Below are 23,783 nucleotides of genomic sequence, written 5' to 3'. Positions count from 1 at the left end.
ACTTATTGAGGCCGCGAATTATTCTCTTTTTTGGTAATCATGTCAACCGATTAGATGGAAAAAACGGCCATTTATCGGCTCTGAAACGACAATAAAAAAAAGCCATCCGGAATTGCTTCCGAATGGCTGTTTTTTATACGGTAAACCGGGCTTTTTTTGCCAGGCGGCCTGCTTAAACGTTAAAGCGGTAATGCACCACGTCGCCGTCTTTCAGGATGTAATCTTTACCCTCCAGGCGCCATTTTCCAGCTTCTTTAGCGCCGGATTCACCTTTGAACTGGATAAAGTCTTCATAACCGATCACCTCTGCGCGGATAAAGCCTTTCTGGAAGTCTGTGTGGATCACTCCCGCGCCTTCTGGTGCGGTAGCGCCTTCTTTGACCGTCCAGGCACGCACTTCCTTAACGCCGGCGGTAAAGTAAGTGTGGAGGCCTAGCAGGGAGTAACCGGCACGGATAACGCGATCAAGGCCTGGCTCTTCCATTCCCATTTCCTGAAGGAATTCCATTTTCTCATCGTCCTCCAGCTCTGATATTTCAGCTTCCATCATGTTACAGATGGCAACAATTTCAGCGCCTTCTTCCGCCGCGAGAGCTTTGACTTTATCCAGGTGTGGATTGTTTTCGAAGCCATCTTCGGAAACGTTCGCTATGTACATGGTCGGCTTTATGGTGAGCAAGTGAAATTGTGATATTTCAGTGAGTTCATCATCATTTAGTTCCAGGGCGCGAACCGGCTTTCCTTGTTCCAGCTGGGCGAGAACTTTTTCCAGAATGGCTTTGGATTTAATCGCCGCCTTGTCACCGCTGTTGGCGATACGTGCTACTTTATTTAGCTGTTTTTCTACTGACTCCAGATCGGCTAATGCGAGTTCAGTATTGATGATCTCAATATCATCCATGGGGTCGATTTTATTCGCTACATGGATAACGTTTTCATCTTCGAAACAACGAACGACGTGTGCGATTGCATCGGTTTCGCGAATATTGGCGAGAAACTTATTGCCTAAGCCTTCACCTTTAGAGGCGCCGGCTACCAGGCCCGCAATGTCGACGAATTCCATCGTGGTGGCGAGGACTCGCTGAGGCTTAACAATGTCCGCCAGCGCATCAAGGCGGGGGTCAGGCATAGGTACAACGCCTGCATTGGGCTCGATCGTACAAAAAGGGAAGTTTTCAGCGCCGATACCTGCTTTGGTCAGGGCGTTGAAAAGGGTAGATTTACCTACGTTTGGCAAGCCAACGATGCCGCATTTGAAACCCATGCCAGTAATCCTGTCGTCAGTTATTCAGCTTTAAAAGTGTGTAAGGTTGTCATCGCTTTGTGCCAGTCACCACCGGTGGCTTGTTCCAGCACTCGCATAGCTTCGTCACAAGCCGCTTCGGTCATTTTAAACTCAGAAGCCGGGGCTTTTTTCAGGACGAAACCGCTGACTTCGCTTGCGCTGCCCGGATGTCCGATGCCGATACGCAAGCGATAGAAATTTTTGTTGTTGCCCATTTTGCTGATAATGTCGCGTAAACCGTTATGACCACCGTGACCTCCGCCTAATTTAAAGCGGGCAACACCGGGAGGCAGATCGAGTTCATCGTGGGCAACAAGAATTGATTCAGCAGGAATCTTGTAGAAATTAGCCAGCGAAGCAACAGCCTGGCCGCTCAGATTCATGAAGGTAGTTGGGATCAACAAGTGAACAGGTGAGCCGTTCAGGCTGATCTTCCCGTACAGGCCGTGAAATTTTGATTCAGGCTTGAGGGGAGTAAGATGTCGGGCAGCAAGCTGCCCGACAAAGTCGGCTCCGGCATTATGACGGGTCTGGTCGTACTTCTGACCTGGATTACCCAGGCCAACGATCAGTTGTATCTGGTCTTGCATACCGGAACCTGTAGTCAGCTAATGATATTAGCCCGCAGTCTTATTAAGCACCACGTGGAGAGTAAGTCTGAGCGATACCCTGGTCACGGTCTGAACCACGACGCAGTTGAACAATCTCAACGCCTTCTGGCAGAACGATATCAGACAGGTGAGTAACCTGGCCCATCTCAACTGCAGACATATCAACTTCCAGCGCTTCTGGCAGTTTGTCGGCCAGGCAGCGGATTTTAGTTGTGTTCTGCTGGATATCAAGCTTACCAGACGCCTTTCCTGCTGGAGAAGCGTTGAAGTTAACGAAGCTCAGTGGAACGATGATTTCGATTGGCTGTGACTTGGTCACGCGCAGGAAATCGATGTGCATAATAGAGCTTTTAGCCGGGTGGCGTTGCAGATCTTTGATGATTACTTTCTCTTCTTTTCCGTCCAGCTCAAGAGTCAGGATAGAGGAGAAGAAAGATGAATCTTCAGTCTGTTTAACCAGTACGCGGTTTTCCAGAGAGATAGAAACAGGCTTTTTGCGCTTGTCACCACCGTAAACTACAGCTGGAACATATCCAGAATGACGCAGGCGGCGGCTCGCACCTTTCCCCTCGTCTGTACGTGGTTGAGCATTCAATACAAAGTTAGACATTTTAATACCTATAGTAAAAACAAAACTGCAAACACCTTGCGACCAGGTCTTTGCAGTTGTTGAGTAAGCCCTTACGGGCGGGTTATCCCAGAGTGGGATCTGTATCAGCTGTTGGCTATGCTCGAAAGCTTAGCGGAACATGGCGCTGATAGATTCTTCGTTACAGACGCGGCGTACCGCTTCTGCCAGCATCGGAGCCAGTGTTAACTGGCGGATCTGGTTGCAGTTCGCTGCCGCTTCGCTTAGCGGGATAGTATCTGTAACAACCAGTTCATCAAGATCTGAACCGCTGATATTGCTGATCGCTGCGCCTGATAAAACGGCATGGGTGGCATATGCTACTACTTTAACCGCACCATTTGCCTTCAGTGCACCAGCTGCTTTACACAGAGTGCCAGCGGTATCACACATATCATCAACCAGAATACAGGTTCGGCCTTCTACGTCACCGATGAGGTTCATAACCTGAGCTTCGTTGGCTTTCTCACGACGCTTATCGATAATGGCCAGATCGCAGTCTAATTGTTTGGCAACTGCTCTGGCACGTACTACACCGCCAACATCAGGAGAGACGATAATTGGATTGTCGTAACTCTGACGGGCGATCTCATCCAGCAGAACTGGAGAGCCGTAGACGTTATCTACAGGGATATCAAAGAATCCCTGGATCTGGTCAGCGTGAAGGTCGACAGTCAAAACCCGATCGATACCCACACCGGCGAGCATGTCAGCGACTACTTTTGCACTGATGGCTACCCGGGCAGAACGCGGGCGGCGATCCTGGCGAGCGTAACCATAGTAAGGAATTACAGCGGTGATACGGCTGGCAGAGCCACGACGCAGAGCGTCAGCCATCACGATCAATTCCATCAGGTTGTCGTTAGTGGGAGCGCAGGTAGGCTGGATGATAAATACATCTTTGCCTCGTGCGTTCTCATGAATCTCAACGCTGACCTCGCCATCGCTGAATTTAGTTACGGTGGCTTCGCCCATTGGAATATCCAGGCGCTCTACAACTTTCTCAGCCAGCTGGCGATTTGCATTGCCAGTGAAGACCATCATTTTAGGCACAATGTCTACCTTCTCGGATCTACAGTCGTTAAATTGAGATTCTTTCATAATTTGTGACGGGGCTAGCACTCTACTTAAACCTCATAAAAATGGGTCTGGTGCCGTTGCCCGGCCGTTCTCTTTAGCTTCGCATATTGAAGGCAATGTTAAAGATGGCTGGGGTAGCAGGATTTGAACCTGCGCATGACGAGATCAAAACCCGTTGCCTTACCGCTTGGCGATACCCCAGTAATTCTCATGCCCGGACATAGCCCGGTAAAAGAGGCGCACATTTTCCCGGAACGGACCGTTAAAGTCAAACGAATGGCGCTGAAAAGAACTGATTTTAGAGTTTGATCTGCCACTCTTTAGCGATGATGGTGAAGCGCAGATCATTCTGGCGAATAATGATCTTTTCCGGAAGGGAATAGCCTTGCTGATTGCTGAATCTTAAGTAATTGATTTCCCAGTTGTTTTGGAGTATTTTTTGCGCGCGTTGCTGGCTCAGGGTGAGTTCGAAGGGTTGATCGGGGGCCGGAATGCCGCGGGCCCAATACAGTAGCTCTCGCACCGGAAATTGCCAGCCGAGTGTTTGCTCCATGAGTCGCTCAGGTGATGCGGCCCACAGTGGCTCCTCACCGGCAATATTGATGGTGATTCCCTCGTTGTTGCCCTCGATTCGGGCGCCGCCCTGACCTAAAGGTCCGGTGAGTTCGATTTGATAGTGCTGTTGTAACTGTTGCCAATAGAGATTTGCGCTTTGGTTTTGATCGGTGGTGCGAATACCTATCTTTCCCCTGAGCTGCCAGTTATCTGCACTCAGTAGTGCTTGTTGCAGCTCATCCCAGGAGCGGGATGGAGGTGGCGCGTCAGGTGTCGTTGTCAGGCCTGAACAGCCTGACAGAAGCAAAGTTATGGATAAAATTAGTGTGCGAATGCTCAAAGCTTATTCCTGAGTCTTGTTAATGGATGTCGCAGCATCCAGTAGAAATTCATTATCAGGGTGTTTGAGTAGCTCCTGTTGCAAAAGTTCTTGCGCTCTCTCCGGTTGTCCTGAAGTTTGATAAGCCTGAATTAGGTGGGCGCTGACTTCAGGGTCGGGAAATAGCTTGTAGGCCTGTTGTAGAAAACTAACCGCTTCGGCTGCTTTTCCTTGTTTCAATAAAACCCATCCCATGCTGTCAAGAATGGCGGGATCATCAGGTTTTAGTCTTAGGGCTTCTGTTATCAGCTCAAAGGCTTCGTCAAAGCGGTCAGTATAGAGTGATAAGGTATACCCCAATGCGTTCAGCGCCATGCTGTTATCAGGCTCAAGTTCAAGTACCCGACGGAGATCTCGTTCTATTAGCTGTATATCCTGAGGTTCAAGAATCATGGCCCGTGTATAGAGTAAGTTTACGTCGTCCTGGTGTTGTTGCAGGGCTTCATCAAGAACGCTAAGTGCGGTGCCTTTGTAGTCATTCAGATTAAGCCACTCGGCTTCAAGTACATATAACTGAATGCTGATTTCAGGAATGCTATTGCGGGCCTCCTGAGTAATGTTTTGCAGCTGGAGACGATCGCTTGGATGGTCAAGTAGAGTGGCAATACGGCGGAAGGCAGGCAATAAATTGTTACTGTCCCTGACTTTCAGGAAGTGGCTGATTGCCAGCTCGGAATTACCATCCTGTTGTTCAATTAAGCCCAGATAATAGTGGGGAGTGGTATTGTCTGGATAACGAATCAGCAGGTCATTCATTATCTGACGGCTCTGCGCTACCTGCTCGTTTTCTAAGAGAAGAAGGGCAATATAAAAGTTCAACTGGGGTTCGTCCGCAAAGCGCTCTATTAATAGTTGCGCTTGCTCAGTGCCACGTTTTGGCTGCTTGGACTGGAATAGCAGTTGAACGTATAGCGTATTAAGCTGCTGATCGGGTTTGCCTTTTTCCAGTTGTGCTTCAAGTAAACTGATGGCTTGCTTGAATTTGTTCTGGGTTCTGAATAACTCGGCCTTTTGTCTGATTGCTTCAAGGTGATCAGGTTCGGCTCGAAGCGCTGCATTGAAGTGTTGTAGTGCGCGCTCATTATTTTTCTGCTGTTTATATAGCAATCCTAAAGTTGTCAGTAGGGTCGCGTCAGGATTCTCGGTTGATAGTTCTTTTAGCAGACCGATATACGCTTCCGCTTCTTCGGTACTAAATTGCTCAGCCTGAGCACTGATTACCATCAAGGTTTGTGGGTTAGAGTGGTTGAGCGCTTTTCGCAATAGCGGTAGTGCGGTAGAAAAGTCGCCTTTGCGCAGCAGTATTCCGGCGGCGATCTGGTAAGGCTCCGGGTTTTCGGGCTCAGCTTGTTGCCATAATGTACTGGCTAGTAAGGTTTGATCAGGCTGATGCAGATACTGTGCAATATAGGTGGCCCGCTTGGCGATAGCCGGATCACCGGTAAGTTGTGCCTGATGAAGGTAATTTTCCAGCGAAAGATCAAACTCTTTTCGCTGGCCTGCTATTTCTGCTACAACCAGCTCATAAAGGGTTTCCCGGTTAAGTTCGCCAGGGATGTATTCTACTGCTGGCAAGGGGGCAACCGTTGCCGTGGCGGCGGGTTTACTAAACTGGCTGGTACATCCGCCAATGCTTAACAAGGTGGCTATGAGTGTTGTCGCGAGAATAGGTGCTTTCATTTAGCTGTTCTTATCTGTCGCAAATAGAGAGAAGCTCCACTATAGATGAATCTCGGGGCGGTTGTCATATCTGGGTGTAAATAGTAAAAAATTGATCTGATCCGGCCTCTGTTTTTTAACCTTTACGCTAATTAGGTGTATTATTACGCGCTATTTTCAATCTGGGTGTCGTTTTCCTATATGGCTTTGCTCGCGTTAGGCATTAATCACAAGACCGCTTCAGTATCAGTCCGTGAGAAGGTCGCTTTTGCGCCTGAACAGATGGCTGAGGCGTTGGCGCAGGCCTGCGATCTTGCTCATCTGAAAGAGGTGGCGATTTTGTCCACCTGTAATCGCACCGAACTGTACTGCTCCACAGAGCTGGAGGGGACTCGTGCGTTGCTGGAGTGGCTGGGAAGTTATCACCGTCTTGATCCGGATGAGCTTCAGAGTTGTAGCTACGCTCATTGGAATCAGGATGCTGCTCAGCATATGATGCGGGTTGCCAGTGGATTGGATTCATTGGTATTGGGCGAGCCGCAGATTCTGGGACAGTTAAAATCCTGTTATGCGGTTTCTCAGGATGCAGGCGTTGTCGGGGCTGAGTTGGCGCGATTATTTCAGCAAACCTTTGCGGTGGCGAAAAAAGTACGTACTGATACGGCTATTGGCGAAAATCCGGTGTCTGTTGCTTACGCTTCTGTGAGTCTGGCGCAGCATATCTTTTCTGACCTGAGCCAGAGTAAAGCGTTATTGATTGGTGCGGGTGAAACCATAGAACTGGTCGCCCGACATTTGTCGGAAGCCGGTGTCCAGCAGATGATTGTGGCGAACCGAACGCTGGTCCGTGCTGAAGCGCTGGCCGATGAGTTTAATGCCCGGGCAATATTGTTAGGCGACATTCCTGACGCGCTGGAAGATGCGGACATTGTGATTGCATCAACCGCGAGCCAATTGCCGATTCTGGGTAAAGGGGCGGTTGAGTCCGCGTTGAAAAAACGTAAGCACCGTCCGATCTTTATGGTGGATATCGCTGTCCCCCGGGATATTGAGCCGGAAGTTGCAGAGCTGGATGATGTTTACCTCTACACTGTCGATGACCTTAAAGAGGTTATAGAAGAAAATGTTCGCAGTCGCGAATCTGCTGCCCGGGAAGCTGAAACGCTGGTGGAGGTGGGTGCCGTAGAGTTTATGCGTCAGCTGCGGGCGCTGGGTGCTGTTGAAACGGTGATGGCATTGCGCCAGCAGACTGAACAACTGCGTGATGCGGAACTTGAAAAAGCGCTGCGTCAGTTAAGTAATGGTAAGTCAGCGGACGAGGTGCTCAATAACCTGGCGCGTGGCCTGACCAATAAATTTCTCCATAGTCCTACCGTGCAGCTGAGAAAAGCCAGTGCGGAAGGACGTGACGACTATCTCGAGATGGCACAGGATCTGTATCAGCTGTCTCATAACGTGAAAGAAGACTGATTAACGATGAAAGAATCTATAGCCCTGAAGCTGGAGACCCTGGCCGATCGATATGAAGAGCTGGCGGCATTACTGGGTGATGCGGGGGTTATCAATGATCAGAATAAGTTTCGCGCTTACTCGATGGAATATGCTGAACTGGAGCCTGTTGTCCAGTGTTTTCAGTCCTATCTGACCGCCCAGAATGATCTTGAAGAAGCCAAACTGATGTCAGAGGATTCCGATCCGGACATGCGTGAGATGGCTAAAGAAGAGTTTGCGGTAGCGAAAGAAAGTATTGAAACGCTGACGCAGGAATTGCAGATTTTGCTTCTCCCGAAAGACCCGAATGACGCCCGCAATGTATTTGTGGAAGTGCGTGCGGGAACCGGAGGTGATGAAGCGGCGATATTTTCGGGTGATCTGTTACGGATGTATAGTCGCTATGCGGAAAACCAGGGTTGGAAGCTGGAGATTATCAGTGCCAACGAGGGTGAGCATGGCGGGTATAAAGAGGTGATCTCGCGGATAGTCGGCAAAGATGTGTATTCTCGTCTGAAATTTGAGTCCGGGGCGCACCGGGTTCAGCGGGTGCCAGAAACTGAGTCTCAAGGACGTATTCATACGTCAGCCTGTACGGTAGCAGTTATGCCGGAGATGGATGAAGTCAGTGATATAGAGATCAATAAAGGTGATCTACGGGTAGATACTTTCCGTGCTTCCGGTGCGGGTGGTCAGCACGTCAACAAAACCGACTCAGCTATCCGTATTACGCATGTTCCTACGGGTGTTGTCGTCGAATGTCAGGAAGAACGATCGCAGCATAAAAACCGTGCCAAGGCGATGTCACTGTTGGCATCTCGCCTACAAGCAGCGGAACAGGAGCGCCATGCCGCTGCACAGGCCAGTACCCGGAAATCGCTGGTAGGCAGTGGCGACCGCTCCGAGCGGATTCGGACATACAATTTTCCGCAGGGACGGGTTACCGATCACCGTATCAATCTTACCCTGTATAAACTTCAGGAAGTGATGGAAGGTGCGTTGGGTCAGGTGGTAGATCCATTAGTTAACGAATATCAGGCTGAGCTATTGGGTGCTCTGTCTGAGGGCAGCTGATCACTCTGCCAATGAATATATCTGATGCGCTGGCGATTACTGGCCAGCTGAAGGGGAGCAGTGACAGTCCTGAGCTGGATGTCGAGTTACTGCTCTGCCATATCCTTGAGAAAGACCGTACTTTCCTCTTTGTTCATCGTGATTATCAGCTGGCAGAGGATCAACAAAGCCAGTTTGAACAGCTGATTCAACGCCGCCTGCAAGGCGAACCAATTGCGCACCTGACGGGTAGTCGTGGTTTTTGGACCCTTGATCTGGAGGTTAATCCCACCACGTTGATTCCCCGGCCCGATACTGAGTGCCTGGTTGAAAAAGCGCTTGAACTAATTCCCCATTCTGTAGCCAGAGTATTAGACCTGGGAACGGGCACCGGCGCTATTGCGCTGGCGCTGGCTTCTGAGTGTCCGGTCTGGCAGCTGATTGCTGTGGACCGTGTTGCAGAAGCGGCGGCATTGGCCGAACAGAATCGTCAGCGTATCGGGCTGGATAATGTGGCAGTACTACAGGGGAGCTGGTTTGAGCCTGTGGATGGGTTGTTTGAGATGATTGTTAGCAATCCTCCCTATATTGACCCCCTGGACCCTCATCTGGAACAAGGTGATCTGCGTTTTGAACCGGTGAGTGCGCTGATCGCAGCTGACAACGGTTTGGCGGATATCCGTCAGATTGCTACCCAGGCCCGCGAGTTTTTGGTGAGCGGTGGCAAGTTGCTGTTTGAGCATGGTTATGATCAGGCTGCTGCTGTGCAAGCGTTACTGTCAGAATTAGATTATACCGATATAGAATCGGCACAGGATTATGGCGGCAATGATCGTATAACCTGGGCGACCTGGGAAAAAGAGAAGACACCGAATGCTGAATGATGAACAGCTACTACGTTATAGTCGCCAGATAATGCTGCCTGAGGTTGATATTGCCGGTCAGGAAGCCTGGTTAAATGCCTCCGTTTTAGTGATCGGTGTGGGAGGTCTTGGCAGCCCTGTTGCGATGTATCTGGCCGCAGCCGGGGTAGGTCGGCTGGTGTTAGTGGATGATGATAACGTTGAGCTGACTAATCTTCAGCGTCAGATTGTACACAGCACTTCAACGATCGGTCAGCCTAAGGTTGATTCAGCAAAAGTTGCACTGACAGCGTTGAATCCAGATGTGGAGGTGGTGGCTATTAATGCTCGTCTGGATGATGTGGCGTTGGCGAAACAGGTCGCTGAAGTTGATCTTGTCGTTGATTGTAGTGACAACTTTACTACCCGTTTTGCGATAAATGATGCTTGTGTGAAGTATAAAACACCGCTAGTTTCAGGTGCAGCTATACGTTTTGATGGGCAGGTCGCTGTTTTTGATTCGAGACATGAAGATGCCCCCTGTTATCGTTGTTTGTATCGAGAAGGGGATGATGAAAATTTAACCTGTTCTGAAAGCGGAGTAATCGCCCCCCTGGTCGGTATTATTGGCTCAGTACAGGCGATGGAAGCATTAAAAGTACTAGCGGATGTGGGTCGTCCGCTGATCGGAAAGTTGTTGCTTCTGGACGGACGCCATATGGATTGGCGAACCCTGAAACTACGGCGGGACCCTGAGTGTCCTTGCTGTGGATATAAAAATAATTAAGAGGAACCGTGCTCAATGGACGTTATTCGACAAGTTTTAGAAAAAAGTAAGACGATAGCGATGGTGGGGGCCAGTCCTAAGTCACACCGGGCTAGTAATCAGGTAATGCATTTTCTGTTGTCAAAAGGCTATAACGTGATTCCTGTTAACCCCTTTAAAGCAGGGCAGCAGATCCATGGGCGTGAGGTGGTCTCCTCGCTGGCGGATATTAAAGAGCCGATCGATATGGTGGAAATTTTCCGCGGTTCTGCAGAAGCCGGTGACGTGGTTGATGAAGCTATTGCTGTGAATGCGAAGTCTGTCTGGATGCAGCTGGGCGTTATCAATGAGCCGGCTGCTGAAAAGGCTCAGGCGGCTGGACTCCAGGTGGTGATGGACCGTTGCCCTGCGATTGAAATTCCCCGGCTCTGAGTGAGTTCTCTGCTTCTCAGATGAGAAGGTATTCTTAAATAGCGATATTTTCTGCTATTACTCTGACAACATCTGTTTATGCCGTTAATGCTTCTGAATTCAGGAGCATTAGACTGGTGTCTTGTGCCTGATCTACTACAATTATTGGTTTTTATTTGACTGTTTTTTAGATTAAGGGTGAGTACAGATGTCAATTGAACGGCAAGAGATTGGTCAGCGCATGAGCCGGATCGTGATTCATAACGATACTGTTTATCTGTGTGGCCAGGTAGCAAAAGATGCGACCGCTGGGATCAAAGAGCAAACGGCAACCATGCTGGAAAAAGTGGATGCATTGCTAGAGCAGGCAGGCAGTGATCGTGAACACATTCTCTCAGCGACGCTTTATATTCGTGATATGAAAGATTTTGCCGGTATGAATGAGGTGTGGGATAACTGGGCTCCCGCAGGACATGCTCCGGCCAGAGCCTGTGTCGAAGCGCGGATGGCGCGTCCTGAATTATTGGTGGAAGTGTCTGTGATTGCTGCGGTCAAGAAGTAAGCATCATTTGTCTGATTTTCAGATCATCGGCGAGCCGCTCGGCATAGTCGGTGATCTCTTTACCGCATCCTTCAGTCCTCAGTGTTTTCGAAAACGTCGCCCCACTGTTTATCAACATCTGAACAAGCGCCTTATCCTCCTTTTGCATCGCTAGTCTGAGCGTACTTTCTCCATGCTGATCACAGTGGTTAAGATCGGCTCCATTTTCATTCAGTCTGCTAAGGTGGAGCATCAGAGTGGTGTCCGGACAAAAAAGGAAACAGGCAAAGAGCGCGTGATCGGGTGTCATGTCGGGGTACGCTAACGGTGCGCCAGCCTGCAGCAGTACTGTCATAAGCTGCAGACTTTGCACTGGGTGCTGTAATGCCTGATAGAGCAGTGGTTCGGTGTGACTGGCATTTAAGCCGCAACCCGCTTGCAGTAAGTGTTGCAGGGATTTGGCCTGACCTGATCTGATGGCGAGTTCGACGGCATTGAACTGTTGATCATCGAAAGCGAAAAGATGTTCGTTGACGGTATTGGAATCCAGCTTATTAAATTGCTTTTTGAGTGTGATTAGATCCGCGTCAATAATCGCCAGTTGTAGTTTTTTCAGGTTTCGCTTAGTAAAGAAACTCATGCGCAGGCCGTCGTTGTATCTTTCCAGATAAGCTGGCGCAGGGGTTTTACTGCCAGAACAAACAGGATAACCGCTGCGACCCATTTAATGACCATAAAGCCCGCGGCGTCGTGATGAGCCATGGCTGTTCCGACTGATATCATCTGGTCGTTGAGAATGGCATCAGTCGCTAGTCCCAGTAAAACTGCACAGATACTAATGCCAAGTAGATAGAGCGCGACGGCACGGATACCAAGCTCGCGGCTGAGAATGCCGATGGAGGCGATGTTAGTGGCGGGGCCTACCAGCAGAAAGACCAGAATAGCGCCTGGAGACATGCCGGCGGCCAGTAATGCGGCAGCCAGGGGAGTAGAGGCTGTTGCGCAGATGTAGAGCGGCAGGCCAACAACCAGCATCAATAGCATAGCGGTCAGGCCACTGCCCCACTGGCTCAGGCTGGCAGGTTCTACCAGTGTGGCAACCACCGCGGCGAGGATCAGACCGATAGTGAGCCATTTGGATATGTCATCGAGGATATCTACGATGGCAAACTGTAACCCGGCTAAAAAACCAGATTGTTTAGGTGTATCGTTTTGTTCAGTGCAGCAACTGGCTTCAGGTGCTTCTGATTTACTGCAACAACTAGTTACAGGTTCCTCTGATTGACTACAACAGGGACTAACCGGTTCCTTTTTTGTGCTGCAGCAGCTTGTTTCTTGTTTGTCTGTGGGCTCTTTTAGAGAAGAGTCCTTGTTATTTTCACCGCCGTCGAACAGTAAAATCATGATACCGCTTACCACCGCGCTGATTATGGCTGACATTGGCCGTATGATAGCCATCACAGGCCCCAGCAGGGCATAGGTTACCGAGATTGAATCAACACCGGTTTCCGGTGTGGCGACGAGAAAGGATACTGTAGCGGGCTTGGAGGCGCCTGAGCGTCGCAGGGCTATTGCTGTGGGAAGCACTCCGCATGAACATAGGGGGAGCGGTGCTCCGATTAGCGCTGCCCGGATAACCGAACCAGCGCCGGTACCACTGAGCCACTTCTCCACCAGAGTCGTTGGAATCCAACCTTTCAGGGCAGCAGCCAGAACCAGACCGAATAGCAACCAGACGGCGGTGTCGAGAAACAGGCTCAGCAGGTGGTCAAAGAATTCAAGCAACATAGCGCTACCTTGTATATAAGATACTGCTTATCTTACTCTTCCTTAAGCCAAATTCCAGAGTCGCAACAGGTAGATCCCGCTACTTAGTGTAACGATAGAGCCTATGGTGGTGGTCAGAATAATATTGGCAGCCAGCTGCGCATTACCGTGCATCGCTTTGGCCATGATAAAGCTGGCTGCTGCGGTTGGGCAGCCAAACAAGATGAACAGAATGCCGAGTTCCTGACCTCTTATACCGCTTATCCAGGCGCCGCTGGTTAGTATCAGGGGCATAAGGATTAGTTTAATAAGGGTAGCCCAGCTGGATTCTCCTGAGGTGTCTTTCAGGCTTCGCAGATTCAGGGACGCGCCTACAGCAAGTAACGCCAGTGGAAGTGTCAGGTTAGCGAAATAGTTGCCGATCTTATCAATTGCGGTGGGCAAACCCCAGTCGAAGTAGGAAAAGGGAAGTGCCAGCAATACGGCAATGATTAACGGGTTACGTGCGATTTCAATCAGGGGTTGTGTGAGATTGAGTCCGTTTTGTTTCTGCATTGGTAGTGAAAGTGCGAGTACTGAAAGGGTGTTGTACAGAGGGATAACGCAAGCGAGTAGAAGAGAGGCTTGAGCCAGTCCACTGTCGCCAAACATATTAAAACTGACCGCCAATCCGATGATACCGTAGTTGCCGCGAAAGGCTCCCTGAATAAACACGCCGAGATCTTCAGGCTTGTGGATAAAACGTTTACTAACCTGCCACAGCAGTGTGAAGCAAACCAGAGTGCTGATTATAAAATAAGTCAGTAGTGTCGGGTTGAAAACTGCCTGGAAGTCCATTCTGGAAATGCTCATAAAGACCAGGGCCGGCAGTGTAATAGTAAAAACCAGCCGTGAGGCAGTTGCGACGAAATGCTGGTCAATTATCTGCAATCGCATTAACAGATAGCCAAGCAGTGAGATAAAAAAGATAGGTGCAACTATATTGCCGGTAAACAGCAATGTGTCGAGGTAAAGGCTCAAGGCGGGAGTTCCGGTGGGCGGCTGTGAGTGGCGCTAGTGTATCACCTTTGCGCGGGATTTTACCCTCTGGGTGGAGTGGTTAAGGGTGGAGTTTTGGATAGTCCAGTCGCTCCAGTGTGCCGCAAGATTCAGCGACTTCCTCCCAGCTGGTAATACTCAGGGCCAACTGAATGACACCACTGGTAGGAAACTTGGGAATCAGTTCCTGTGTCAGGTAAAAACTGGCCATTTCAAGTGTGGGGCTGTGTCCGACCACTAAGATACTCCGGTAATGGTCTGACTGACTTTGTAGTAGGTTTATCAGGGTTTCTGACCGGGCATGGTAAAGCTCGGGTATCTCAATGATTTTGTCTGTTGAGTAATCCTGCTCCATTGCAATTAGCTCGGCGGTGGCCATTGCTCTGCGGGCTCCACTACTGAGAATCAGATCCGGCTGGATATTCATATCGACCAATCTGGCAGCCATCAGAGGCAGATCTCGCTTGCCCCGCTTGTTCAGAGGGCGATCGAAGTCAGAAAGTTCAGGGTCTTTCCAGCTGGATTTGGCGTGTCGTACCAGTGTCAGCATTTTCATAAAATATCCCTAAGCCTCGTAAATGATAATTCCAGTATTAACTATCATTGACCTAAAAGCTATGCTTCAACTGGCGATACAGTCTTCCAGGTTCGCTCTCTGTTCATTCAAGCCTTGAATGAGTTGTGCCCAGACTTTACGCATATGCCCAGCGGGATGGCTGCCATTGTGTTGCAGGTTCATAGGGCCTTCTTTAAAAAGTCTTGGATCCATCGGCGTGAGATTGTTGTCAATGAGAGGTCTGAAATCCATTTGATCGAGAATATCTTTCTTCAGGTCGACTCCCGGTGCGATTTCTGTCAATTTCAGGCCTTCACTGGTGAGAATAAAGACTGCTCTTTCGGTGATAAATGTTACTTTCTGGCCCTGCTCAATTGCGTATTGCCCGTTAAATGTAATCTGCTGCACTTGCTTTAGAAACTTTTTAACGGAGCCGTTCCTGATGACGTTAAGCTCACCGTTGTGAATCTCAAGCTGTTGCGATCCTGAGGTGAAGGTGCCTAAAAAATACAGATCCTGAGTGTTTTGGGTGATGTTGATAAATCCGCCGGCCCCGGCAAGTTTATCGCTGAAACGACTGACGTTTACGTGACCTTCTGGACAGCTCTCTGCCAATCCGAGAAAAGCCTGGTCTAGTCCTCCGCCATCATAGAAATCAAATTGTGCAGGCTGGTCGATGACGGCAGCAGCGTTGCTGACAGCACCAAAACTTAAACCGCTGGCGGGTTGTCCGCCAATGCCTCCAGGTTCAACCGTGAGGGTGAAATCGTTGAGCATCTTTTCTTCGGCAGCCACGGCTGAGACCATCTCCGGCATGCCGATACCCAGATTGACTACCGCTCCTTTACGAAGTTCCATCAACGCTCTGCGACCGATGATCTTACGTGCGGACAAGGGTTGGCTTTGTTGTTCTAGCGGGGCAATGACATCGCCACAATAAGCTGGATTAAAAGGCTCGGCGAACGTTTGTGGGTGATCCTGTGAATCAGCGACGACGATATGGTCTACCAATATACCGGGAATTCTGACTCGATCAGGTGTTAGCTGGTGCTGATGGGTGGTGCGTTCGACCTGAACGATCACTTTGCCGCCACTGTTATGGGTTGCCTGGGCGATGGCCAGGGCATCCAGGGGAAGTGCTTCCCGCTCCATGGAGATATTGCCGTCTGCGTCTGCCGTGGTGCCGCGAAGTAAAGCTATATCGATCGGGAACGCTTTATAAAACAGGTAGTCTTCACCGTGCAATGTTAGCAGCTCAACCTGATCTGCGAGGGTGCGATTGTTTATCTTGCCGCCTTCCTGGCGAGGGTCAACAAAGGTGTGCAGACCGACCTTGGTCAGGGTGCCTGGTTTTCCGGCAGCGATATCTCTGAAGAGGTGGCAGATAACACCCTGTGGCAGATTGTAGGCCTCGATCTTATTATCCGTGGCAAGCTTTCCCAGTCCGGGTGCTAACCCCCAGTGTCCGCCGATCACTTTTCGCACCATCCCTTCGTGAGCGAAGTGATTCAGGCCGCGTGTCTGCGCATCTCCCTGACCCGCTGCGTATACGAGTGCAACTTGCCTGGGCTGCTGACTGGAAAGAAAGCGTTGCTCGATTGCTGTGGCGATTGCTTCAGCAAACCCGATGCCGATAAATCCCCCGGTGGCAATAGTGGCATTGTCAGGAATCAATTGGGCTGCCTGCGCGGCACTGAGTAACTTAGACATAGGAGTCGTCCTGTGATTATTATTTTTTAGTATGGTTATGTGGACTGCAATCATCGAGCCAGTACTAACAAATATAAATTAATCAAGGTCTTACGTGATTATCGATTATACGCAGTGCGAATGTCTGTCTAATTATTAAGACAGAGTGTTTATATGTGTCTAGATGGCTTTACATATTTAGACGTTTGATTCGGTTGTATAGAGTCGCGCGAGAAATACCCAGTAATTTCGCCGCTTTGGTTTTATTGTGCTGAGATTGTGTAAGCGCCTGCTGTAGAGATTCGGCTTCAGCATGGTTTTTGGCTTGGTTCAGATCCGTAAATGCGATGGTTTCATTGGTGCTGATCAGGTCCTCAGCACCAAGATCCTCCGTTGAAATTAGTTCCTGCTCAGCCATCACGCAGGCTCGCTCAAGTCGGTTGTGCAACTCGCGAACATTTCCAGGCCAGTGATACTGTTGTAGCCAGATGAGTGCATCTTTACTTAGGCTTAGAGCAGGAAGGCCTGACTCGCGGGCAATTTTTTCCATCAGATAACTGCTGATAGCAGGTATGTCCGGTATTCTGTCTCTGAGGGCTGGAAGCTGAAGCGGCAGGACATTCAGGCGGTAGTACAAGTCAGCTCTGAATAACCCTTTATCAACCAGCTGTTTTAGGTTGCGAGAGGTTGCTGCAATGATCCGAACATCGACTTTTTCCAGGCGATTGGAGCCGAGTGCTTCGATCTCCCTCTCCTGAATTACTCGTAATAGCTTTGCCTGAATGGCTGCTGAAATATCAGCAATCTCATCAAGGAACAGGGTACCGCCTGTCGCTAGCTGTATTTTTCCCAGACGGCCATTCTTGTTTGCGCCGGTATAAGCACCAGCGGCTGTTCCAAATAGCTCAGCTTCTACCAGTGATTCGGGTAGTGCAGCCATGTTGATACCGACAAAAGGAGCGTCCCTGCGAGGTGAGGCATTATGGATACCCTGGGCAAGTAACTCTTTGCCCGTGCCGGTTTCCCCCAATAACAGAATAGTGGTGTCGAGCTGAGCGGCTCGCAATGCCTGACGCTTAATCTTAAGCAGGGCGGGAGAGTTGCCAACGAGATCATCCAGTTCATATTTGCTGATTCGAAGGAGATTCTCTGACACTAGCTGTTTTTTCAATCGGGCGAATTTATCAAACAGTGGTTGGAGGTTTTCCAGATTGTCATAGAAGACAAAACCGATTGCGCCGAATACTGAACCGTCGGGATTTTTGAGCGGCAGGCGGGTAACCGCGCACCATTGGTTATTGATCTGCATTAGATCGAGAAAGCTCGGTTGGCCTGTCTTGAGTATTCTGGGAAGTTGGGTGGTTGGTAAGATATCGTTTACAAGCTGGCCTATGAACTCGGTGTTGTCAGGCAGCTCCATCAGCTCACGGTATTGCTGGCTTAACCAGACGATCCGGCACTCTTGATCAATAGCAATAGCGCCCTGGCATAGACTCGATAGCAGGGTAAGGAGGTTTTCGTCACTGGTATTAATGAGAGTTTCAAGCTGGCTCATTGGTCTTCTACGCTACAGATAGATGCAGCTCAGTGTGCCAGATTATTTTGCCGGATGGCAGCAATATAGAAAAGGGTTTAATAGCCCGCTGCAAGGTTGTCGTGCAGGCTATCAGGCGACGCGCTGGTGTTTAGGTTCAACATCAATCAGTTCCCAGCGATGGGGTACGCTGATTAAGCCGATATGGGAGCCACAATCATCGCATGCATATAGCGTATTGTTATGTACATGTTTTACTTCGCTCAGGCTGCTGTGCAGGCTGATGCTTTGATGATCTATTAAGGCTTTGCACTGAGGGCAGAGACATGACATTTGAATTACCTCTCAACTGTACACTGTATCGGAATTTATTTTGATTGAAGCTTTAAAATCGCTTGTCGCTAATAAGTAACAAAAAAAGGTAAGATATTACGCGTTTTCTGTCTTTGTTATGCGACTAATAATAGCATAATACTTGTGGAATAAAAGTTTTGATATAAGTCACTGTTTTGCAAGTATTAATGATTAATAAAGATGACTTGAATCAGTATCTGGCTGAAGTTTGTTTCAGAATTGCGTTTGGGTGATAAAAAAAACCAGCCATGCGGCTGGTTTTTTGTTTCTTAATAGAGACAGTTTTTTAGCCGCCTAAGTAAGCCTGTCGAACTGACTCGTCAGTTAGAAGGCTTGCGCCGGTATCGGTTTTTACAATGCGGCCATTTTCCAGTACATAGCCGCGATCCGCTATTCTCAGAGCCTGGTTAGCATTCTGCTCAACCAGAAAAATAGTGACACCGTCTTCCCGCAGTTTTTGAATAATGTCAAAAATCTGTTGGATGATTATCGGTGCCAGCCCCAGTGATGGTTCGTCCAGCAACAGTAAGCGAGGTTTACTCATCAGGGCGCGGCCAATAGCCAGCATCTGCTGTTCACCACCGGACATTGTTCCAGCTCGCTGCTTAAAGCGCTCTTCCAGCCGGGGGAATAGTTCTAGAACATGTTGGATCGTTTGCTGAGCATCTTCTTTAGAGCGGAAGTACGCGCCCATAAACAGGTTCTCTTCAACAGTCATACCACTGAATACACGTCGTCCCTCAGGAACAATGGCCAGGCCTTTACGCATAATATCAGGGGTGTTCAGCTTGTTTATTTCCTCACCGTTGAAAGTTACCGTACCGGATGATGCCTGCGGATCACCGCAGATCGTCATCATCAGAGTGGTTTTGCCCGCGCCATTCGCGCCGATAAGGGTGACTATCTCGCCCTCGTCGATGTTAACGGTAACGTCGTGCAAAGCCTGGATAGGACCGTAATGGGTGTTTACATTATTTATCTGCAGCATCTTATTCTTCCCCGAGATAGGCTTTGATGACGTCTGGGTTATTCTTGATTTCATCAGCCGTGCCGTTGGCTAGCGGGGTGCCCTGGGCAATAACGTAGATGTGATCAGAGATACCCATTACCAGGCTCATATCATGCTCGATCAGCAGCACAGAAATTTCATGCTCATCACGTAGCTTGATAATCAGTTCATCAAGTTCCTTGGTCTCATTAGGATTAAGTCCTGCAGCAGGCTCGTCCAGCATCAGTAGTTCAGGCTGGGTAACCATGCAGCGGGCGATCTCTAGGCGGCGTTGCTGGCCGTAAGACAGATTTCCCGCTTCACGATTCGCAAACTCCAGCAGGTTAACTTCTTCCAGCCAATGCATGGCATGGTTCATCGCTTCTTGTTCAAGACGTCGATAGTTCGGCGTTTTAAGCAGGCCGGAAATAAGATTAGTATTAAGGTGACGATGCTGAGCAACCAGCATGTTCTCAATAACAGTCATCTTTTGGAACAGGCGAACATGCTGAAAAGTACGAACCAGGCCCATGCGGGAAATCTGGTAGTCCTTAAGGCCGGCAATCTGCTCGTTCTTCAGCATGACACTGCCTTCAGTCGGGATATAAAACCCGGACAGACAGTTAAATACGGTGGTTTTACCTGCACCGTTAGGGCCAATAACAGAAACGATCTGGCGGTTTTTTACCTTCAGATTAACGCCGTTTACTGCTACCAGGCCGCCGAAGCGCATGGTTAGGCCGTTTACATCAAGCAGTAACTGACTCATTGCTTTAACTCCAGCTTTGGTCGCTTCATTGGTACCAGACCTTCAGGGCGCCAACGCATCATCAATACCATTAACAGTCCGAATAGTAACATTCGGTATTCAGAGAATTCACGCGCCAGTTCCGGCAGGATGGTCATGACAATAGCTGCCAGGATAATACCGACCTGTGAGCCCATGCCGCCCAGTACAACGATGGCCAGAATAATTGCAGACTCAATGAAAATAAATGATTCAGGGCTGATAAAACCCTGGCGAGCAGAGAAAAATGCACCGGCAAAGCCTGCTGTGGATGCTCCGATGGTAAAGGCCGAGAGCTTGATAGCAGTCTTGTTAAGGCCCAGAGAACGACAGGCAATCTCATCTTCTCGTAAGGCTTCCCAGGCACGCCCTATTGGCATGCGCATCAAACGGTTGATCAGGTAGATTACAAAGATCACCAAAAGTACTGCTATGAGATAGAGAAAGATGACTTTATACGAGCTTGAATAATCCAGATTGAAATAATCATGGAAGGTCATCGCATCTTCGCCGCCTTTAGCTTTACGGGTAAACTCCAGACCAAATAGCGTTGGTTTGGCAATGCCGGAAATACCGCTTGGGCCTCCGGTTACATTTGTCCAGTTATTGAGCAGGATACGGATAATCTCACCGAAGCCCAGAGTCACAATAGCCAGATAATCGCCACGTAACCGCAGAACCGGAAAGCCGAGTACGAAACCAAACAGCGCAGCTGCACCGGCAGAGATCGGTAAACAAACCCAGAATGACAGACCGAAATATTCTGATAACAGTGCATAGGTGTATGCACCCACCGCATAGAATGCGACGAAACCCAGATCCAGCAAGCCGGCAAGACCTACAACGATATTCAGGCCCAGGCCAAGCATGATGTAGATAAGGGTCAGTGTTGCCAGGTCGACGGAGCCCCGGGATACCATGAATGGCCATATGACCATGATCACTATGATGCCAGCGATCAGCCATGGCTTCAGGGTCGCCATTTTCTTCTCTTCCGGCAGCATTGTGCTGATAGAAGGTTTGGGAATCATGCCGAACAGGGCATCAATTTGACTGGTGAACAGCTGAGACAGAAAGACGATGGCTATGCCTCCGCCAATCCAGGCCCATTGTGCTGCGGTAGCCCCTTTCACTGCCAGCTGCGTGCCAGAAGTATCCAGCTTAACGCCAATCATCAGGCAGGCCAGAATCAGGGTGATGCCAGCGGCGAAGATAGCGTTGTAAAACTTGTTAGTAGTCATACCTTTTCTATCTCCGGCTTGCCAAGAAGTCCGCTAGGGCGGAACAACAGAATAGTAATCAGCAGGCCAAAGGCGACCACGTCTTTATACTCCGAGGGGAAAAATGCAGCAGTCATTGCTTCGGTTACACCGAGTACCAGTCCACCGAGTACTGCACCAGGAATCGAGCCGATTCCACCCAGTACGGCAGCCGTAAATGCTTTTAAGCCCGCGATAAAGCCAACGAACGGGTTAACCACGCCGTAATACAAGCCTAACAATAAGCCCGCGATTGCCGCCAAAGCTGCGCCGATAATAAAGGTTAAGGCGATCACTTTGTTGGTATTGATGCCGAGTAGGTTGGTCATGCCCAGGTCTTCAGCGCAGGCGCGGCATGCGCGGCCCATACGGGACTTGGATATAAACAGGGTTAATAACGTCATCGTAATGAAGGTAACGGCGAAGATAATGACCTGCATATATGAGACGGTGACTTCAAAGTCAGCGGGATTGCCGAACGCCCAGCCGCCGGTAACCATCGGTGGCAAAGCAACATCACGGAATCCCTGTGAGATGCCTACCGAATTTTGTAGGAAGATCGACATACCAATAGCTGAGATGAGAGGGATAAGCCGGTTGGTGCCGCGCAGAGGGCGGTAGGCAACCCGTTCTACAGCCCAGCCGTAAGTGCTGGCAATGAACATAGCGATAACTAACGCTATGACCAGGATAATAGGCAGGCTCACAATTCCCATGCTCACCAGGCCTGCAATAACAATAAATGTTATGTAGGAGCCGATCATATAGATCTCGCCGTGAGCAAAGTTAATCATGCCGATGATGCCGTAAACCATTGTGTAGCCGATGGCGATCAGAGCATAAGTTGAGCCGATGGTCAGCCCGTTAATGAGCTGTTGCAACAGATAGAGAGAGAATTCTGACATTTGCAGGGACCATATAAAACGAAACCCCGGCACCGGATCACGGCGCTAGGGTATCGGGATCAGATCTGCCCGACTAAGGCGTCGGGCAATGCTAATCAATTGTTATTATTAAGAATTACTGTGCTGGAGACTTAGAGCCATCCTTATGCAAACGGTAAACCAGGAAAGTAGACTCAGTCAGGTCGCCCTTTTCGTCGTACTTAACTGCGCCGATTGCAGTATCAATACCATTCGCACGGATGTAATCAGCCAGAGCTTCAGTATCAGTCGACTTAGTTGCAGTCATTGCATTGGTCATTACTTCAACCGCAGCATATGCAGTGAATACGAAAGGACCGGTTGGGTCTTCACCCTTTGCTTTGATTGCTTCTACACGCGCCTGGTTAATCGCATTCTGATCGAAGCTCTTAGGCGCAGTCGCCAGAACACCTTCAGACGCTTCGCCGGCAATTTTAGCCAGATCTGCGTTTACGATACCCTCTGGGCCCATGAATTGAGCACCAAAGCCTTTTTCAGCAGACTGGCGCAGAATCAGACCCAGTTCCGGGTGATAGCCACCGTAGTATACGAAATCTACGTTTTCTTTCTTCAGTTTAGCGATCAGTGCAGAGAAGTCTTTGTCACCTGGGGTAACACCTTCAAACATGACAGCTTTCATGTCGTTTGCTGCCAGCTGGTCGCGTACAGCGGTTGCCAGACCTTCACCGTATTGCTGCTTATCGTGGATAACAGCGATTTTGGCAGGCTTAGCGGTTTCCAGAATGTACTGTGCAGCCATAGAACCTTGCAGGCTGTCCAGACCGATAGTACGGAAAACCATCTGATGGCCTTTTTCGGTGATCGACGGAGAGGTAGACGCCGCAGTGATCATCAATACGCCTTCCTCTTCGTAGATGTCAGAAGCTGGCTCAGTAGAAGATGAGCAAAGGTGACCCACTACGTGAGATACACCATCGTTTACGATCTTGTTTGCAACAGCAACTGCCTGCTTAGGATCACAAGCATCGTCGTAGATAACGCCTTCCAGCATCATACCGTTGATGCCGCCGGCTTTGTTGATATCTTCAATCGCAGCCATTACGCCGATTTTCTGCATGTCGCCATACTGTGCAACAGGACCTGTTGCCGGGCCAGCTAAGCCGATTTTAAGCGTGTCAGCCTGCGCTGCTGCCGTCATACCCATAATGCACACTGCAGTACTCAGGCCCAGCAATGTTTTGCGGAATTGATTCATCGAGCTAATCTCCATTTATTATTCTTTACAGAGGGGCCCTCGGATGGGGCTGCCTTATACCTTACTTTATAATAGTCCGAACTTTTTTATCTGCTGCGAACTTATTTCCAGAAGTATTAAGACCTCCGTTGCAGTCGCTAACTCTACATCCGGCCGTTATTGAAAAGCAATCTCGTATGGGAAATTTTTTCAGATTATAGTGAACTTAACGTTTTTTTTGACCTGTGGCAGAAAGTGTTAATGATCTTGGGAGTATTTGTTATTGAGCAATTGACCGTTTTTGTTAATGATTTACTCCCTTTTAGGCCTTTCTTTCGACCTGGCTGATTAACATGCTAAATTGTCAGAAGGGAACGTAATTCCTGAATAAT

General features: G+C 49.3%; 24 protein-coding genes and 1 tRNA gene. 6 read left to right on the top strand and 19 right to left on the bottom strand.

What is annotated here, in order from left to right:
- Window positions 1-172 precede the first annotated feature (172 nt).
- The 7 genes from ychF to AMJAP_RS15335 all read right to left on the bottom strand — a co-directional run bounded on the left by ychF (window position 173) and on the right by AMJAP_RS15335 (window position 6,218).
- Window positions 173-1,264: a redox-regulated ATPase YchF gene (ychF, locus tag AMJAP_RS15365; protein WP_019622563.1), complete on the bottom strand. Its 1,092-nt coding sequence runs from the start codon at window positions 1,262-1,264 to the stop codon at window positions 173-175.
- A 20-nt stretch (window positions 1,265-1,284) separates the two neighbouring features.
- Window positions 1,285-1,875 (bottom strand): aminoacyl-tRNA hydrolase, encoded by a 591-nt coding sequence (pth, locus tag AMJAP_RS15360; RefSeq protein WP_019622564.1) that lies wholly within the window; start codon window positions 1,873-1,875, stop codon window positions 1,285-1,287.
- A 43-nt stretch (window positions 1,876-1,918) separates the two neighbouring features.
- A complete protein-coding gene (locus tag AMJAP_RS15355) occupies window positions 1,919-2,506 on the bottom strand; it encodes a 50S ribosomal protein L25/general stress protein Ctc (RefSeq protein ID WP_019622565.1) in 588 nt (195 codons plus the stop codon).
- Between the two features lie 129 nt (window positions 2,507-2,635).
- Window positions 2,636-3,577 carry a ribose-phosphate pyrophosphokinase gene (locus AMJAP_RS15350; RefSeq protein ID WP_026340206.1) on the bottom strand — a complete coding sequence of 314 codons (942 nt, stop codon included), beginning with the start codon at window positions 3,575-3,577 and terminating at the stop codon, window positions 2,636-2,638.
- 153 nt (window positions 3,578-3,730) lie between these two features.
- A tRNA-Gln gene (locus tag AMJAP_RS15345) sits at window positions 3,731-3,805 on the bottom strand.
- A gap of 97 nt (window positions 3,806-3,902) precedes the next feature.
- Window positions 3,903-4,499: a lipoprotein insertase outer membrane protein LolB gene (lolB, locus tag AMJAP_RS15340; RefSeq protein WP_019622567.1), complete on the bottom strand. Its 597-nt coding sequence runs from the start codon at window positions 4,497-4,499 to the stop codon at window positions 3,903-3,905.
- 3 nt (window positions 4,500-4,502) lie between these two features.
- Window positions 4,503-6,218, bottom strand: coding sequence for a tetratricopeptide repeat protein (locus tag AMJAP_RS15335; protein WP_019622568.1), 1,716 nt, complete (start codon window positions 6,216-6,218; stop codon window positions 4,503-4,505).
- 180 nt (window positions 6,219-6,398) lie between these two features.
- Between AMJAP_RS15335 and hemA the strand changes: the two genes are divergently transcribed.
- From hemA to AMJAP_RS15305, 6 genes are all read left to right on the top strand, one after another.
- Window positions 6,399-7,667 carry a glutamyl-tRNA reductase gene (gene hemA / locus AMJAP_RS15330; RefSeq protein ID WP_019622569.1) on the top strand — a complete coding sequence of 423 codons (1,269 nt, stop codon included), beginning with the start codon at window positions 6,399-6,401 and terminating at the stop codon, window positions 7,665-7,667.
- Window positions 7,668-7,673: 6 nt separating this feature from the next.
- Window positions 7,674-8,762, top strand: a complete 1,089-nt coding sequence (gene prfA, locus AMJAP_RS15325; protein ID WP_019622570.1) for a peptide chain release factor 1 — start codon at window positions 7,674-7,676, stop codon at window positions 8,760-8,762.
- Window positions 8,763-8,773: 11 nt separating this feature from the next.
- On the top strand, window positions 8,774-9,625 hold the full coding sequence (gene prmC, locus AMJAP_RS15320; protein ID WP_019622571.1) for a peptide chain release factor N(5)-glutamine methyltransferase: 852 nt from the start codon (window positions 8,774-8,776) through the stop codon (window positions 9,623-9,625).
- Window positions 9,615-10,370: a molybdopterin-synthase adenylyltransferase MoeB gene (locus AMJAP_RS15315; protein WP_019622572.1), complete on the top strand. Its 756-nt coding sequence runs from the start codon at window positions 9,615-9,617 to the stop codon at window positions 10,368-10,370. Before prmC ends, AMJAP_RS15315 begins: the two co-directional genes overlap by 11 nt.
- 15 nt (window positions 10,371-10,385) lie before the next feature.
- Entirely contained in the window at window positions 10,386-10,781 is a 396-nt protein-coding gene (locus AMJAP_RS15310) for a CoA-binding protein (protein ID WP_019622573.1), read from the top strand.
- A 187-nt stretch (window positions 10,782-10,968) separates the two neighbouring features.
- A complete protein-coding gene (locus AMJAP_RS15305; RefSeq protein ID WP_019622574.1) occupies window positions 10,969-11,322 on the top strand; it encodes a RidA family protein in 354 nt (117 codons plus the stop codon).
- On the opposite strand, the gene AMJAP_RS15300 is transcribed toward AMJAP_RS15305, so the two are convergent.
- The 12 genes from AMJAP_RS15300 to AMJAP_RS15245 form a co-directional block, all read right to left on the bottom strand.
- Entirely contained in the window at window positions 11,312-11,941 is a 630-nt protein-coding gene (locus AMJAP_RS15300; RefSeq protein ID WP_019622575.1) for an ankyrin repeat domain-containing protein, read from the bottom strand. The two genes, AMJAP_RS15305 and AMJAP_RS15300, sit on opposite strands and share 11 nt — an antisense overlap.
- Window positions 11,938-13,089: an SO_0444 family Cu/Zn efflux transporter gene (locus tag AMJAP_RS15295; protein WP_019622576.1), complete on the bottom strand. Its 1,152-nt coding sequence runs from the start codon at window positions 13,087-13,089 to the stop codon at window positions 11,938-11,940. The genes AMJAP_RS15300 and AMJAP_RS15295 overlap by 4 nt, the downstream gene beginning before the upstream one ends.
- Window positions 13,090-13,131: 42 nt before the next feature.
- Complete coding sequence (locus AMJAP_RS15290; protein ID WP_019622577.1) at window positions 13,132-14,088, bottom strand: AEC family transporter; 957 nt, start codon at window positions 14,086-14,088, stop codon at window positions 13,132-13,134.
- A 79-nt stretch (window positions 14,089-14,167) separates the two neighbouring features.
- Window positions 14,168-14,662, bottom strand: a complete 495-nt coding sequence (locus AMJAP_RS15285) for a SixA phosphatase family protein (protein ID WP_019622578.1) — start codon at window positions 14,660-14,662, stop codon at window positions 14,168-14,170.
- Between the two features lie 66 nt (window positions 14,663-14,728).
- Complete coding sequence (locus AMJAP_RS15280; protein WP_019622579.1) at window positions 14,729-16,372, bottom strand: acyl CoA:acetate/3-ketoacid CoA transferase; 1,644 nt, start codon at window positions 16,370-16,372, stop codon at window positions 14,729-14,731.
- A 169-nt stretch (window positions 16,373-16,541) separates the two neighbouring features.
- A complete protein-coding gene (locus AMJAP_RS15275; RefSeq protein ID WP_019622580.1) occupies window positions 16,542-17,906 on the bottom strand; it encodes a sigma-54 interaction domain-containing protein in 1,365 nt (454 codons plus the stop codon).
- A 111-nt stretch (window positions 17,907-18,017) separates the two neighbouring features.
- Complete coding sequence (locus AMJAP_RS15270) at window positions 18,018-18,218, bottom strand: hypothetical protein (protein ID WP_019622581.1); 201 nt, start codon at window positions 18,216-18,218, stop codon at window positions 18,018-18,020.
- Window positions 18,219-18,525: 307 nt separating this feature from the next.
- Window positions 18,526-19,227 (bottom strand): ABC transporter ATP-binding protein, encoded by a 702-nt coding sequence (locus AMJAP_RS15265; protein WP_019622582.1) that lies wholly within the window; start codon window positions 19,225-19,227, stop codon window positions 18,526-18,528.
- Window position 19,228: 1 nt separating this feature from the next.
- Window positions 19,229-19,996: a high-affinity branched-chain amino acid ABC transporter ATP-binding protein LivG gene (gene livG, locus AMJAP_RS15260; RefSeq protein ID WP_019622583.1), complete on the bottom strand. Its 768-nt coding sequence runs from the start codon at window positions 19,994-19,996 to the stop codon at window positions 19,229-19,231.
- Window positions 19,993-21,255 (bottom strand): high-affinity branched-chain amino acid ABC transporter permease LivM, encoded by a 1,263-nt coding sequence (locus AMJAP_RS15255; RefSeq protein ID WP_019622584.1) that lies wholly within the window; start codon window positions 21,253-21,255, stop codon window positions 19,993-19,995. The genes livG and AMJAP_RS15255 overlap by 4 nt, the downstream gene beginning before the upstream one ends.
- Window positions 21,252-22,178 (bottom strand): high-affinity branched-chain amino acid ABC transporter permease LivH, encoded by a 927-nt coding sequence (gene livH / locus AMJAP_RS15250; RefSeq protein WP_019622585.1) that lies wholly within the window; start codon window positions 22,176-22,178, stop codon window positions 21,252-21,254. Before livH ends, AMJAP_RS15255 begins: the two co-directional genes overlap by 4 nt.
- A gap of 115 nt (window positions 22,179-22,293) precedes the next feature.
- Window positions 22,294-23,412: a high-affinity branched-chain amino acid ABC transporter substrate-binding protein gene (locus tag AMJAP_RS15245; RefSeq protein ID WP_040404813.1), complete on the bottom strand. Its 1,119-nt coding sequence runs from the start codon at window positions 23,410-23,412 to the stop codon at window positions 22,294-22,296.
- Window positions 23,413-23,783: the final 371 nt, after the last annotated feature.

It is taken from the genome of Amphritea japonica ATCC BAA-1530, from assembly GCF_016592435.1.
GTDB lineage: Bacteria > Pseudomonadota > Gammaproteobacteria > Pseudomonadales > Balneatricaceae > Amphritea > Amphritea japonica.
The sequence above is the reverse complement of the archived record's forward strand: the minus strand, read 5'-3'. Positions and strand labels throughout refer to the sequence as shown.

Coding starts and splice junctions, on each gene's coding strand:
- ychF (WP_019622563.1), bottom strand. CDS start 1,264: ATGGGTTTCAAATGCGGCATCGTTGGCTTGCCAAACGTAGGTAAATCT.
- pth (WP_019622564.1), bottom strand. CDS start 1,875: ATGCAAGACCAGATACAACTGATCGTTGGCCTGGGTAATCCAGGTCAG.
- AMJAP_RS15355 (WP_019622565.1), bottom strand. CDS start 2,506: ATGTCTAACTTTGTATTGAATGCTCAACCACGTACAGACGAGGGGAAA.
- AMJAP_RS15335 (WP_019622568.1), bottom strand. CDS start 6,218: ATGAAAGCACCTATTCTCGCGACAACACTCATAGCCACCTTGTTAAGC.
- hemA (WP_019622569.1), top strand. CDS start 6,399: ATGGCTTTGCTCGCGTTAGGCATTAATCACAAGACCGCTTCAGTATCA.
- prfA (WP_019622570.1), top strand. CDS start 7,674: ATGAAAGAATCTATAGCCCTGAAGCTGGAGACCCTGGCCGATCGATAT.
- prmC (WP_019622571.1), top strand. CDS start 8,774: ATGAATATATCTGATGCGCTGGCGATTACTGGCCAGCTGAAGGGGAGC.
- AMJAP_RS15315 (WP_019622572.1), top strand. CDS start 9,615: ATGCTGAATGATGAACAGCTACTACGTTATAGTCGCCAGATAATGCTG.
- AMJAP_RS15310 (WP_019622573.1), top strand. CDS start 10,386: ATGGACGTTATTCGACAAGTTTTAGAAAAAAGTAAGACGATAGCGATG.
- AMJAP_RS15305 (WP_019622574.1), top strand. CDS start 10,969: ATGTCAATTGAACGGCAAGAGATTGGTCAGCGCATGAGCCGGATCGTG.
- AMJAP_RS15300 (WP_019622575.1), bottom strand. CDS start 11,941: ATGAGTTTCTTTACTAAGCGAAACCTGAAAAAACTACAACTGGCGATT.
- AMJAP_RS15295 (WP_019622576.1), bottom strand. CDS start 13,089: ATGTTGCTTGAATTCTTTGACCACCTGCTGAGCCTGTTTCTCGACACC.
- AMJAP_RS15285 (WP_019622578.1), bottom strand. CDS start 14,662: ATGAAAATGCTGACACTGGTACGACACGCCAAATCCAGCTGGAAAGAC.
- AMJAP_RS15280 (WP_019622579.1), bottom strand. CDS start 16,372: ATGTCTAAGTTACTCAGTGCCGCGCAGGCAGCCCAATTGATTCCTGAC.
- AMJAP_RS15275 (WP_019622580.1), bottom strand. CDS start 17,906: ATGAGCCAGCTTGAAACTCTCATTAATACCAGTGACGAAAACCTCCTT.
- AMJAP_RS15270 (WP_019622581.1), bottom strand. CDS start 18,218: ATGTCATGTCTCTGCCCTCAGTGCAAAGCCTTAATAGATCATCAAAGC.
- AMJAP_RS15265 (WP_019622582.1), bottom strand. CDS start 19,227: ATGCTGCAGATAAATAATGTAAACACCCATTACGGTCCTATCCAGGCT.
- livG (WP_019622583.1), bottom strand. CDS start 19,996: ATGAGTCAGTTACTGCTTGATGTAAACGGCCTAACCATGCGCTTCGGC.
- AMJAP_RS15255 (WP_019622584.1), bottom strand. CDS start 21,255: ATGACTACTAACAAGTTTTACAACGCTATCTTCGCCGCTGGCATCACC.
- livH (WP_019622585.1), bottom strand. CDS start 22,178: ATGTCAGAATTCTCTCTCTATCTGTTGCAACAGCTCATTAACGGGCTG.
- AMJAP_RS15245 (WP_040404813.1), bottom strand. CDS start 23,412: ATGAATCAATTCCGCAAAACATTGCTGGGCCTGAGTACTGCAGTGTGC.